The sequence below is a fragment of the Rhodomicrobium lacus genome, from assembly GCF_003992725.1.
Classification (GTDB): Bacteria; Pseudomonadota; Alphaproteobacteria; order Rhizobiales; family Rhodomicrobiaceae; genus Rhodomicrobium; species Rhodomicrobium lacus.
Genome location: NZ_RZNF01000004.1, coordinates 35900 through 48859, shown reverse-complemented (window position 1 = coordinate 48859; position 12960 = coordinate 35900). Strand labels below are relative to the sequence as shown.

The window sequence follows — 12960 nt, the reverse complement described above, 5'->3', positions numbered from 1 at the left end:
GACGAAAGGTAATGAACGATGGGAGATACTGACAAAATCGCCGGAGTTGCTCTCGACCGCCGCAATTTTCTGAAGGGCGCAGCCGCTGCCGCTGCGGGCGCGACTTTCGGCGTATCCCCGTTGCTCGCTTCGCGGGCTTATGCGGGTCAGGAACTGAACCTCACCATTATCCAGCCCCATGCGGTCACGGGTGAGTACCTGAAAAAGGAATTCCTCGAAAAATTCGGCGTCACGCTCAATTTCACAGTTATCCCATATGACCAGATTCAGGCGCAGGCGACGCTCGACGTGCAGTCAGGCGCCAATCGCTTTGACGTGCACGACTATTGGTACGCGACCATCGGTGCACTGGCTGAAGACAAGGTCGTGGAGGATTTGACCGATCTCATCGAGAAGGACAAGGCGCTCGTCCAGCCGGAAGATTTCCTGCCGGCGATCTACGACCCTTATTCGCTCGTGAATGGCCGACGCTACGGGCTTCCCTACGACGGCGATATCCATCTTCTCTATTACAATAATGAGATTCTTGCGCGAAATGGCATAGGAGTCCCGAAGACCTGGGACGACTACTACAATGCAGTAAAGCTCGTCACGGAAAAGGAAAAGGCGAACGGAATTTACGGCGCAGCGGTGCTCGGCTTCAAGGTTCCGATCATCCTCATCTCTACCTACGGAAACCGGCTCGCTGGTTTCGGCGGATCGTTCCTCAAGGACGGCAAGCCCAATCTTCTTTCAGAAGAAGCGATTGCCGCCGCAGAAGAACTCGTGCGCGTGGCACCCTATGCGCTGCCGACGCCATCGGAAACCGCGTTCGAGCAGGGGCTGCCCGCATTCCTCGCCGGCAAGACGGCCTTCATCGAATTCTGGAGCGATCTGGGCGTAAGAGCGCAGGATCCCGCCAACTCGAAAATCGTCGATAAATGGGGCGCCGCGCCGGTCCCGCTCGGCGGCAACAACAAGGCGAATGTCGCATCGCTCAATGCGGGCTTCGGCTGGGCCATATCCACCGGCTCGAAGAAGAAGGCCCTTGCCTGGGAATTCGTTCGCTGGGCAACATCGGCAGATGTGACGTTGCAGCTTCTGACTCTGCAGAATTCCGGTATCGATCCGGCGCGTACGTCCGGCCTCAACGCAGGCAGCTACAAGTCCTTCGCTCCAAAAGTGCAGGCTGCCATCGCCGCGTCGAGCAAGACCCTCACCTGGCCGAACGGACCGCAGTCGCCGAAGCTTCTCGAAGCGCTGACTGAACAACTGTCACTTGCGCTCAACGGGCAGATAAAGCCGAAGGATGCTTTGGCGGCGGCGCAAAAAGAGTGGGAGCACCTGCTCGCCTGACGGGGTAGACGTGCAGCTGTCGATTGCCATTACGCCGCCCCTTGTTCACTTCAGTCGGCAAAGGGCTGCGTTCATCCTTCTTGTCCCGCTCGTCGTTGGTCTGGTCGTTTTTGCGATATATCCGGCGATCTATCTGGTTGCCCTTTCGCTGACGAAATCCACACTCGGCCAGCCCTTCAAGTCGTGGGTCTGGGGCTCGAATTATCTTTGGGCGGGCGGCGGAGACGGGGGTGTCTTTCTGACCTCGCTTCTCCGCTCGGCAGTGTTCGCACTGACTGTCACGGGGCTGGAACTCGTCGCGGGAACAGCGCTCGCGTTGCTCCTTCTCAAGCCGAGGCGCGGCGATTCGCTGATCCGTGGGTCGATCCTCCTGCCTCTCATGACGCCGCCCGTACTCGTCGGCACGGCCTGGAAGCTGATGCTCGCCCCGGCGGGGGGGCTTGTGAATGGCAAACTGCAAGCCTGGGGCGTGATCGACGCGCCCATATCCTTTCTCGGAAGTCAGCCGTGGGCAGACATCTCGCTGATCGTCGCCGATGTCTGGCAGTGGACACCCTTCATCGCCATCATGGCATATGCCGCGTTGAAGCAGGTGCCGGGAGATGTCGTCGAAGCCGCGCGCCTCGACGGGGCAAGCGAAGGGCGCATCTTCTGGACGATCCTGCTCCCGCTCACGGCGCCCGCGCTCGCGGCCATCTTCGTGTTGCGGCTCGTCATGGCGTTCAAGACGTTCGACCTCGTCTACATCCTGACCTATGGCGGTCCCGGCAATTCGACGGCGTTGCCGAATTTCGGAATCTGGCGGCTTGCCATGCGCAGTTTCGACGTGGGGCTCGCCGCCGCCGAAACGGTTCTGTTCGCGGTTTTCATCTCGCTGGTGCTGCTCCCCGTTCTCCGGCTCCACAAGCGCTTCGAGGAGAGAACCTGACATGGCGGCAAAATCCGTGTTGATCTTCCGGCGTTCGATCTCTGCCGCAGGTCTGTTTCTGGTCCTTTTGTTCTTTCTGCTTCCGATTGCTTATCTCGGCGCGCTGTCCTTCAAGACGCGCGACGAGGTGCTTGTGGGCCAATTCTTCACGGCGCATCCGACCCTCGACAATTGGCTCAAGACGTTTGAATTCATCGACCTCACAGCCTTCATCTGGCACTCGCTTCTTATTGCCGGCGCGTCCGCGCTTCTGACGCTCGTCATCACCGCGCCAGCCGTCTATGCCGTCGCAAAACTCGGACGCGGCGGTTTTGTGGGGCAACTCACTCTCGCGAGCTACGTGGCGCCCCCTGTCGTCTCGCTGCTGCCGCTCTTCTTCCTGATGCGGATTACGGGACTTCTGAACACCGTACCGGGGATGATCATCCTCTACGGCGTGATGAATATCCCGGTGGCTTATTGGCTCCTGCGGGGTTTCGTGAAACAGATCCCGGTCGAACTCGACGAGGCAGCCTGGACGGATGGCGCGGGCTACATAAAGACCTTCGTGCAAATCAACCTGCCGCTGCTGGCGCCGGGGCTCGTTGCCACCGGGCTCATTACACTCATCCTCGCTTATAATGAGTTCCTGTTTGCGTCCGTCTTCGCGCAGGACAACGCCGTGAGGGGGCTCACCGTCGCGCTCTCGATCTTTCAGGGCGACCGCATTGTCAATTTCGGGCAGATGGCGGTCGCATCGCTCGCAGGCATTCTTCCCGTCTTCATCATAGCCTACGCATTTCAGGGGCGATTGATCGAGGGCATGACGGCAGGCTCAATCAGGTAAGCCATGACGACCATTTCGCTTGAAGGACTGACAAAGACCATCGGCGCGCAGCCGATCCTGCGCGGCATCGATCTCGACATCGATGCCGGCGAATTCGTCGCCGTCCTCGGTCCCTCCGGATGTGGAAAGTCATCGCTCCTTCGGCTGATTGCGGGGCTGGACGCCCCGACATCCGGCACGATACGCTTCAACGGGGAGGTCGTGACACACATCCCGCCCCAGGCGCGCAACATTGCCATGGTGTTTCAGTCCTACGCGCTTTATCCGCATATGACGGTTCGCGAGAATATGTCCTATGGGCTCAGGCAGCGGAAGTTTCCCGCTTCGGAGATCGCCGCGCGCGTCGAGAAGACCGCGAGGATCCTGCATCTCGAACCCTATCTCGACCGCAGGCCGAAACAGCTCTCGGGCGGGCAACGGCAACGTGTCGCGATGGGGCGGGCCATCGTTCGTGAGCCGGTGGCGTTTCTCCTCGACGAGCCGCTGTCAAACCTCGATGCGCAATTGCGTCAGGCCATGCGCCAGGAAATCCGCACCCTGCATAAGGAACTTGATGTCACCACCCTCTACGTCACCCACGATCAGGTTGAGGCGGTCACGATGGCAGACCGCGTCGTGCTCATGAATGCGGGCACCATCATGCAGCAAGGGGCGCCACTCGAACTTTATGATCGGCCAGCCAATCTTTTTGTCGCTCGCTTCATTGGCACGTTGCCGATGAACTTCTTCGACGTGACCCGGGTCGAGGGCGGCGTGCGCGCAAATGACGGAGCGATTCTAGGCGCGGTTCCCCGCGACGACACCAAAAGTCTGGTGGCCGGTCTGCGGCCTGAGCATCTCTCGATCAACCCCGGCCGAGAGGAGGAGAAATTCGCGGCGACAGTGACCGCCGTGGAGCATCTCGGCGGCGAAGTGGAAATCTATGCCGATGGGCTGGGCTCGAAACTCTGCGTTCGCGCCTTCGACCGCGATGTGCCCAAGCCGGGAGAGCGCGTCGTTCTCGGGTACGAACCGCAACGGCTTCATCTCTTCGACAAGGCAAGCGGCAGCCGCCTTCCAGCCGACTATTACGCCGCGTCGATCGCATCCCTTATTCATACGGACACCGATTTGTAGGCAGGCGCCTGCTGCTGAATCCGGCGCGCTTTCTCCAAACCGCATCGGTCGTGGTGAAACCGCCATCCTCGACGAGAAGCGTAATAAATTTGGCCGGATTGGTGGCATTCCGCAGGCCAATAGAAAGAACTGTCATTGATGGGCCGCCACCATCCGCGCGCTTCATGGGGTTTGCTAAGTATGCCTTTGGTTCTCTCTCGGTTCCGGTCCGCGCGCGCCCTATCGAGACGCGGCAGCGGTCACTGCATGAGAACCTCGACGAGTTTGGTATCGCCCGCGGCGATCGTGAAGGCCCCGGCATATTGCCGGTCGCCATGCTGGGCAGCCACTCGATACTCCCCCGCCGCCAGCACATGCGTCGGGAACGCGCCCGCGCTTTCGCGGATGACCTCGCCGCTGGCATTGTAGATCGTCCATCGCGTATCGGCGACGGCCTCGCCGCCCCTGCGCTGCACGAGCTTCAACGTGACCTTGCCCGCATCGTGATCGACATTCGCCTCGGCGATCTTGCCCGGCTCGATCACGATGTCCGTAGATACGACCGAGTTTGCATCGCCGTAGGTGCTGACGATGTGATAAATGCCGGAGTTCAGGCGGATGACGATGCCGGGCCGAAGGTCGCTGAACAGCCGCTGCCGGTTGCCCGTTTGATCCTGCGCGTCGGAATAGATTTCGAGCTTGAGCAGGTGCTCGGCCACGATAGGTCCATTCGCCAGCGTGGCCATCAGCCGAAGGCCCCCTGCGTTGACGACGAAATCCTCGTTGACGGGCGTCTGCGGCCAGACGTCTATCTTTCGGGTGAGGTTCGCACGGCCATAGGCGACGTTGACCAGATACCGGCCGGGCTTGAGTTCGAGCGTCGGGCGGGCCTCGTAAATTTTCGTTACGAGCTTGTAGGTGCCATCGCGGGCGTTGCGCTGCTGGAAAACGCGCCAGACCACGTCTGCCACCATGGGCGCGCTGCCTTCGCTCAGATAGGCTGTGAAGGTGACTGGAGCGGGCGGTCCCGATGTCGGCGGCGCGGGCCGCGCATGCGGTTGCTCCGCCTCCTGTCCGCCGTCTGGCGGGATGACCGCCTCCGCGTCGGTCGGAATTTCCTCCCCGTCGACGACGTTCGAACTGCTCCTCGATTTCGGGGCGGCGTCGGCTGGGCCTGATCCCATCGTCGGGCACGCCGCCGCGGCAAGTGCGATTGCGAAGGCGCGCGCAAGAATCGCCAGCATTGCCGCGCGCATCGTTTTTTCCCCCCGGAAGGTCGTCATCGGATGTCAAATCGTCCCCGGATCAAGCAGCGTCTGCCGCGCGACAGAGCCTAGAAACCGCCTTCGATGAAATTGAGGCGAAAGCGGTCACTGCGCCAGATTCGTCGTCTTCATTTCTCCGGCGACGATGACGATTTCGGCACGGCGCGGCAGGTCCGGATTGTTCTTTGTCCGGCATTCAAGGTCGTAGCGTCCCGCCTTCAGAATGAAATGCGGCTCGACACCGGCTGCGCGGATCAGGGGCGGGGCGGTGCGTTCGCTGCCCGCCTCGAAGACGGCGCAGATGCCGTCCTGCTTGCCGGAGACGAGAGCGATTTTTGCCTCGCCTACGTCGAGAACGACGTTTTCCACCGTCGTCCGTCCCGGCGCGACGCTCACCGTTCGCACGTCTCTTATAGCGCCGTAGACGGTTTCGAGGCGATAGGTTCCTGCCGGAAGATCAATGCGCGGCGATGCGCCCGACAAGCGAAGAAGCGGGGCACCGTTTTTCGCAACCGGGGTTGCGCCATCGGTAAAGAGGCGATACCAGGCCGGAAGCGCGGTCGCCGCCGCCGGGGCTGCCAATGCCCTTACCGCGAGCGTCCCGACGTTCAGCGTCATGCTGACGACGGCAACCTTTCCGCCTTCGACTCGCACCGGCGTTTCTAGTCTCGAAAGCCCCGCCGTCGCCGTGAGGACATAATCGCCGCTGTTCACGTGAAAGATCGCGGGAGCGGTGCTTGAGCGGGCGATTTCATCCCGGCGGCCGTTCGCAGCCTGCTTGTAGAGGATGAAGAACGCGCCAGCCGCCGCGTCGCCCCCCGGCGATTTCAGGGCCTCGGCCGCGATGGTGCCCGCGTCGAGCGGCACCGTGCGTTCCACCTTCGAGCCCTCGACCGATAACTCCGTGCTCGCGGTGGCGAGGCCATAGGTAAGGGCGACCTTGTAGCGGCCATCGGGAAGCCTTGCCTTCCCCTGTCCGCCGCCTCCCACCCAGAGCGGCGCATCGGATGCGCGCGTCTGGCCGGTGGGCGTCGGCACGATCTTGAATATTTCCCAGGTCACGCCGGCGTCGAGAAGCGGCAACCCTTGCGCAAGCGTGGCGGAAAGAACGACGTTCGGCTCCGGCTGGGACGGAGCAGGCGGCGCCGGCTTGTCCTCGGCCGTCGTTGCTGCAGGTGGGGAGGGCGCTGCTTCACCCGCTGGCGTTGCGGCGGCCTTCCCGGCGTCCGCACCGGGCGCAGAGGGAAGGGCCGTTGCCGTCGCGGGAGGGACGGGGGAGGGGGCTTTCGCGGGCGCGGCAGGCTCGCTTTCGGGCGCAGCCTTCGCCACCTCGGCAAAGGCTTGACGCAGCGCCTTGTCGAGGTCGGCCGACGTCTTGATCGCCGCGAAGGCGCCGCCCAAGGCTTTAGCCGCGCAGGTGTAGGCAGCCGCCGCCTTCTCGTTCGCGCCAAGGCCGAATACGGTGAGTTTCACTTGCGGCGCGGTCTCGTGAAGCGCGCGAGCCGCAGCACACACATCCGTTGCGCAATCGTCGCCGGTCCCGGCGATCAGCACGGCGGAAATCGGCTTGTCGCCGCCAAGTGCCTTTACCGCTTCCTCCACCGCGGAGAACGCAGGCGCGCGCCCTGCTTTCGGCTCGATCCTGGCGAGTGCCCTGGTCAGCGCCGGAAGCGTCGCTTCCTGCTGTTCACCGGGGAGCGCATTGGCGCGGTCTTCGCACTTCTTCTGCGGATTGCCGCCAAACGTCCACAATGACGCCCTGACATTCGGTCCGAGTTTCGCCAGCGCGCCGCCAATGCTGCTCCGCGCGGTGTCGATCTTCGTCTTCCCACCGAGATGGGCATTCATCTGCGCGGTCGCATCGAGCACGATCACAGCGCGCGTTTCAGCGCTTGCCCCGCCTGTCGCCAGAAGCAGGGCCAAGCCGCCGATGCACGAGCGGCCAAGGAGACATGCAAGACCCGTCCGCATCGCAAACCTCATTTTTGCGTATCTCGCATCATTACCCGACAAAAGTTACGTCGCGCTTTTGCCGTTGCCGGAATAGGCAACTTCAGAACCGGAACTGCTCGGCGAGGATGCGTTCCTCAAGTGCGTGGCCGGGATCGAAAAGGAGCTTCAAACCCACGGCTCGCTCCTCGCGAATGGTCACGGAGAGAACATTACGGAATTCGGCATGGTCGGCCACCGCGCTCACCGGGCGTTTTCCGGCCTCCTGGATCGTGATCTTGACAAGCGCCTTGTTCGAGAGGAGCGCGCCGCGCCAGCGCCTCGGCCGGAACGGGCTGATGGGGGTAAGCGCGAGAAGCTTCGCTTTCAGCGGCAGGATCGGGCCGCCCGCCGAAAAATTGTAGGCCGTGCTTCCGGCTGGCGTCGCTACCAGAACACCGTCGGCGACGAGTTCGCCGATGCGCTCCTTGCCGTCGACCGAGATCGACAGCCGCGCGCTCTGCGCGGTCTGGCGGAAGAGATGAACCTCGTTCACCGCGAGCGCGTTCAGCGTCTCGCCCGCCATGTTCTCCGCCTGCATCTTGAGGGGGTGGATGATCGACAGCTTGGCGTTGGCCACGCGCTCGGGCAGGTCGTCCTCGATGAACTCGTTCATGAGGAAGCCGACCGAGCCGCGATGCATGCCGTAGATCGGCACCTCGGTGCCCATGAAGCGGTGCAGCGTGGACAGCATGAGCCCGTCCCCGCCGAGCGCCACGATGACGCTGGCTGATGACGGATCGACAGCGCCGTAGCGTTTCGCAAGCCGCTTCAAGGCGGCCTGGGCTTCCGGCGCGGGGCTTGCAACGAAGCCCAGACGCACCTTATCCGCGAAGACGGCGCCGCGGCTCGGGGCGGGGATTACCTCGGCCATGAGAGCCCGGCCCCGTTGTCCGGCAAGCCGACCCGCCGAAAAGCGATGTCCATTGGTAAACCCGTCCGAGAAGAAGCCATGACCGAAGATGCTGCAATGATCGTCATATATACCACGCTTCCAAGTGAAGAGGACGCTCGGAAATTGGGCGGTGCGCTGGTGGAAGAGCAACTCGCCGCCTGCGTCAATATTCTTCCGGGAATGGTTTCAATTTATCGTTGGCAGGGTGCCCTCGAAACCGGAAACGAAGCCGTCATGCTCGTCAAGACCAGAAAGAGCATGAAGGCGCGGGTCATGCATGAAATTTCCGCGCGGCATCCCTACTCTGTACCCGCGATCCTTGTCTTCGAGCCCAGCGATGTCGCTGCATCCTATCTCGAATGGCTCCACAATCAAACGTCCACCTCGCGCTAGCTCATTGAGCCGAAATTATGGCAAGCTTCGCGCAAGGTTGGTGCTTTTTCGCAACGTTTGCGCATTAAAGATCCGAAAACCTCTGAAAACAGAGGTACTTAAAGGATGAATCAACGAACTTGCATTCATAGAGGTTCGCAATCATCTTAAGCGTGTAGCGGGGAGTAAAGTGCATGGGCTGGCAAGGAAAGTTGAAGGAGGCAGCACTGGCGTGTTGTATCGCCTTGTTGCTGGCCCAGCAGCCGACAAGGGCAGAAGCCTTTACAGCCGAGCCGGTCGCACCTCCGGCCGCGGCACAGATCCCATCGTCTCCGCTTGCGAAGCCTGCCATCCCTCAGTCAGACTTCAATGCTCCGAGCGATCAAGTGCAAAAGTCGGGCGGCACGGAAGTTGCCATACCCGGTATCGGCGTGGTTGGAACCCTGCCGAAACTCGACTTCGGACTCGAACTGTTGTATGGCCCCAAAAATGGCGGTTCTGCGTCGGAGTTGTCGGCGCCACCGCTGCAATTCGATCAGCGCTCGCTCGAAAAGGACGACGTGCAGATCAAGGGCACCTTCACCCATAAATTCTGACATCACCCCCCGGCTATCGGATGACCTCGCGCTTCGTCTCGACGCTTAAGATCTGGGCCTGCGCCGGTGTTCATCTTCTCACCGCGAGCGGTGCCGTCTTCGGTCTTTTCGCGCTCATGGCCGCGAGCGATTCTCAATGGGAAGCCGCGTTCGCATGGCTCGGCGTCGCGCTGGTGGTGGACGGCATAGACGGCCCTCTCGCGAGGGCGCTCGACATCAAGAAGACGCTCCCGCGCTTTTCGGGTGAAGAGCTCGACCACGTCGTCGACTATCTGACGTATGTCACCGTTCCCGCCTATATGGTGGTGACATCGCCCATCGCGCCCGAGGGCCTGCGCCTGCCTCTGGCCGCGCTCATCCTGCTTTCATCGCTCTATCATTTCTCCGACACGGAAAGCAAAACCGCCGAGGGCTATTTCGTCGGCTTCCCGGCAATCTGGAACGCGGTCGTCCTTTATTGCTTCGTGCTCGGCCTCGATCAGGTCGTCGCAGCGGTCGTGATCGCCCTTTGCGTCGTCTTCACCTTCATTCCGCTATGCTGGGTCCATCCGGTGCGCGTTCGACGGCTGCGCCTTCTCACCCTTGGCGTCGTGCTGGCATGGAGTGCCGCCGCGATCTCGGCGATGCTGCATGGCTTTCCGGGCACGATCGGAGAACGGATCGTTTTCGTGGTCGCCGCAGTTTATCTCATCGCCGTCGGCGTCAGCGGAAAAAGGCGCAGCGCTTCTGCTTCCGATGCACCGGAGCTGACGGCACAGTCGGGCGCTTGATTTGAAGGGACCGCTTCTGGGCGGATGATCATCCGTGGAATTACTGCTCGATCCGTCCGTTTGGGCCGCGCTCGTCACCTTGACAGCGCTCGAAATCGTTCTCGGCATCGACAACATCGTGGTGCTTTCGATCCTCACGCAGCGTTTGCCGCCGGATCAGGCAAGGCGGGCGCGCGCAATCGGCCTCAGCCTCGCGCTCGTGCTGCGGATCGCAATGCTCTTTGCGATATCCTGGATCATTCATCTCACCTATCCGGTGTTTTCCGCGGCCGGTCGCGAATTTTCGTGGCGCGACCTCATCATGATAGGGGGCGGCCTGTTCCTGCTCGTCAAGGCGACACAGGAAATTCACGCCTCCATCGAGGGGGATGAGCACGCGAACGCCGCAACGGCAAAGGCGAGCTATTCCGCCGTCATCGCGCAGATCGCCGTAATGGATATGGTGTTCTCGCTCGACTCCATCATCATGGCGGTCGGTCTGGCACAGCACATCGAGGTGATGGTGGCGGCGGTGTGCATCGCCATCGCCGTCATGTTTCTGGCGGCGAACCCGGTCGCCGAATTCATCAAGCGGCATCCCACGACGAAGATGCTCGGCCTGGCCTTCCTGTTCCTCATCGGCGTGGCGCTCATCGCCGATGGCTTCGAGGTTCACATTCCGCGAGGCTATATCTACTTCGCCATGGGCTTTGCGGCGTTGGTGGAGGCTTTCAACATATGGGCCAAGGCGCGGCGCGAGCGCTCCGTCCCGGCAAGCGGCCGCTCCGAATCAGAGACAGCGAAGCGCCCCGTTTCTGTCGCGGCGTCACCCGCAAGCGGGCCGGCGCCCCTCGCCGGCAGGCCGCCCCGAAGAGGAAAACCCACGTCAAAACAGCGCCGCCGATAAGCGTCTGAAAGATATCCCGACGTTTTCCCCACACCCTGCGGCCTCGCCATTGACTTGACCGCGCTCTTGGCCCTGATTTCGTCCATAACGCCCGCTAGCCAGCAGGCTGCGGGTTTGTCCATTGGGAAGGGGATTCATGCGCGGCCTCATTGTCACGGCCTTCGCTGCATTCATGATCGCGGCGGGAGCGGCCCCTTGCGCCGCCGAACGGGTCTCGATCGAGCATCTCGGCCTCGGCCTCACAGCCAATCTGGAAATCGCGCCCGGCAAGTCGCTGAAGAGCGACGGCGCGGTGCTCATCGTGCACAACTCGCTCGGCAGTGACCGCATGGAGCCCATCGCGACGCTTCAGGACGCGCTGCGCGATCAAGGCGTCAATACGCTCGCAATCACGCTCGGGCTCGGCTTCGACAACCGCAAGGGCAACTTCAACTGCGCGCTGGAGCAGGCCCACCACCACGAGGACGCGATCGACGAAATCGCGGACTGGGTGAAGTGGTTGAAGGACAAGGGCGCTGCTTCCATAACGGTTGCGGGGCATGGTCGCGGCGCCAATCAGGTTGCGCTTTACGCCATCAACCGCCTCGACAAGAGCGTGAAACGCGTCGTGCTGATGGCTCCGCTGATGCAGACGGAGGAGAGCGCCGAAGCCGAATATCGTGCCATTTTCAAGGGCTCGCTGCGGCAGTATCTCGGTCAGGCGGAAGAACTCGTGGCGAACCAGAACGGCAATCAGTTCGTCAATGTTCCCGGCTTCCTGACCTGCTCCAATCCGGCGGTGACGGCGAGCGCTTTCGCCAACTATTACGCGTCCAATCCCAAGTTCAAGACGACCAACCTCTTGCCGAGCATCAAGCTGCCGGTCCTGATTGCGGTCGGTGACGGCGACCCCGCGCTTCCGGAGATCAAGGCGGCGGAAGGCGAGTTTTCGCAGCTCAAGACCGTGACCTTGTCGGTGGTTCCTGGCACCGATCAGAACTTCCATGACCTCGGCGCGGAAGAACTCGCCAAGAAAGTCAGGGAATTCCTTTTTCATCGCGTGCAGGGATAGCGAAACTGGTCGGGTCCTGCTCGGGCAGCGGAGTTGGTACGAACTCCTATTACATTAAATTTGTTCGCGCTTTCAGACGGCGGATTTCGCAAGCCCGCCGTTTGAACTATGCTTCGCGTGCGGAGCCTGAATGATGATCTCTTACAGAGCAGCGGTATCGGGGGTTGTGTTCGCGGTCTGCGCCGTCGGCTCGGCGCGCGCCGTCGATGCCCCTCATCCCGTCGAAGGCACGCCCTCGGTCTGGATCGTGGAGCTTGGCGGCTATGGTGTTTTCGAGCCGACCTATCTCGGCTCCCGGCGCTATGGGGGAAGCTTCAAGCCGCAGATCGATATCCGCGAAGCGGGCGACAAAGAGTGGCTTTCCTTTCCCAACGACGCCTTCGACTACAGCCTCTACGAAACCAACAATTTCCGCGCAGGTCCGGCTGCCGACATTTCGCTGCAGAGCCGACTGCACGGTCAGGACATCGATCTGCATCTGGGCAAGGCCGATGTCACCCTTCAGGGTGGGGCATTTTTCGAATATTATCCGCTGGATATGATCAGAACCCGGGTGGAATTGCTGCAGGGCATAAACGGCAACCTCGGCTTTGCGACAAACCTGTCCGCGGACTACATCTGGCAGCCGAGAGAAGATCTCGTGCTTACGCTCGGACCTCGCGCGCAGATTGTGAATGATCGCTATGCGTCGGATTATTTCTCAACGCAAATCGCTTTCAGGCATCATAACACCTACGTGCCCTATCGCGCGGAGGGTGGGCTTCTGTCATCGGGCGGCGAGTTCACGAGCAAATACGATCTGACGAGCACGTTCAGCGCGAAATTCTTTCTCGACTACACCCAGTTGATGGGGCCTGCCGCAGACAGTCCGCGCGTCGATCTCAAGGGGGCTAGCGAACAGGTTATCGTTGGCATCGGCGGCAGCTATAAATTCGACATCCACCAGTAGGCC

13 protein-coding genes are annotated in these 12960 nt (G+C 61.5%); 10 read left to right on the top strand and 3 right to left on the bottom strand.

Going from position 1 to position 12960, the window contains the following annotated elements; all coding sequences use genetic code 11:
- The first annotated feature begins 18 nt into the window (after nt 1–18).
- Genes EK416_RS06560 through EK416_RS06545 form a run of 4 tightly spaced genes read left to right on the top strand, consistent with a single transcriptional unit; the run spans nt 19 to nt 4205 of the window.
- A complete protein-coding gene (locus EK416_RS06560; protein WP_127076712.1) occupies nt 19–1335 on the top strand; it encodes an ABC transporter substrate-binding protein in 1317 nt (438 codons plus the stop codon).
- A 10-nt stretch (nt 1336–1345) separates the two neighbouring features.
- Entirely contained in the window at nt 1346–2263 is a 918-nt protein-coding gene (locus EK416_RS06555; RefSeq protein ID WP_245433966.1) for a carbohydrate ABC transporter permease, read from the top strand.
- Between the two features lies 1 nt (nt 2264).
- Nucleotides 2265–3089: a carbohydrate ABC transporter permease gene (locus EK416_RS06550; RefSeq protein ID WP_127076710.1), complete on the top strand. Its 825-nt coding sequence runs from the start codon at nt 2265–2267 to the stop codon at nt 3087–3089.
- Nucleotides 3090–3092: 3 nt separating this feature from the next.
- A complete protein-coding gene (locus tag EK416_RS06545; protein WP_127076709.1) occupies nt 3093–4205 on the top strand; it encodes an ABC transporter ATP-binding protein in 1113 nt (370 codons plus the stop codon).
- A gap of 239 nt (nt 4206–4444) precedes the next feature.
- On the opposite strand, the gene EK416_RS06540 is transcribed toward EK416_RS06545, so the two are convergent.
- The 3 genes from EK416_RS06540 to EK416_RS06530 all read right to left on the bottom strand — a co-directional run bounded on the left by EK416_RS06540 (nt 4445) and on the right by EK416_RS06530 (nt 8312).
- Nucleotides 4445–5440 (bottom strand): hypothetical protein, encoded by a 996-nt coding sequence (locus tag EK416_RS06540; RefSeq protein WP_127076708.1) that lies wholly within the window; start codon nt 5438–5440, stop codon nt 4445–4447.
- 114 nt (nt 5441–5554) lie between these two features.
- Nucleotides 5555–7420, bottom strand: coding sequence for a vWA domain-containing protein (locus tag EK416_RS06535; protein ID WP_127076707.1), 1866 nt, complete (start codon nt 7418–7420; stop codon nt 5555–5557).
- Between the two features lie 82 nt (nt 7421–7502).
- Entirely contained in the window at nt 7503–8312 is an 810-nt protein-coding gene (locus EK416_RS06530) for an NAD kinase (RefSeq protein ID WP_127076706.1), read from the bottom strand.
- Between the two features lie 78 nt (nt 8313–8390).
- Here EK416_RS06530 and cutA point away from each other — a divergent pair, with 78 nt between their 5' ends.
- From cutA to EK416_RS06500, 6 genes are all read left to right on the top strand, one after another.
- Nucleotides 8391–8726: a divalent-cation tolerance protein CutA gene (gene cutA, locus EK416_RS06525; protein ID WP_127076705.1), complete on the top strand. Its 336-nt coding sequence runs from the start codon at nt 8391–8393 to the stop codon at nt 8724–8726.
- 173 nt (nt 8727–8899) lie between these two features.
- On the top strand, nt 8900–9301 hold the full coding sequence (locus EK416_RS06520) for a hypothetical protein (protein ID WP_127076704.1): 402 nt from the start codon (nt 8900–8902) through the stop codon (nt 9299–9301).
- 20 nt (nt 9302–9321) lie between these two features.
- Nucleotides 9322–10071, top strand: a complete 750-nt coding sequence (locus EK416_RS06515; protein ID WP_127076703.1) for a CDP-alcohol phosphatidyltransferase family protein — start codon at nt 9322–9324, stop codon at nt 10069–10071.
- 34 nt (nt 10072–10105) lie between these two features.
- Complete coding sequence (locus tag EK416_RS06510) at nt 10106–10957, top strand: TerC family protein (RefSeq protein WP_127076702.1); 852 nt, start codon at nt 10106–10108, stop codon at nt 10955–10957.
- Nucleotides 10958–11093: 136 nt separating this feature from the next.
- A complete protein-coding gene (locus EK416_RS06505) occupies nt 11094–12008 on the top strand; it encodes an alpha/beta hydrolase (protein WP_127076701.1) in 915 nt (304 codons plus the stop codon).
- Nucleotides 12009–12141: 133 nt separating this feature from the next.
- The gene (locus tag EK416_RS06500; protein ID WP_164729894.1) at nt 12142–12957 is read left to right on the top strand and encodes a MipA/OmpV family protein; all 816 of its coding nucleotides are present in this window, start codon (nt 12142–12144) and stop codon (nt 12955–12957) included.
- The last annotated feature ends 3 nt before the right edge of the window (nt 12958–12960 follow it).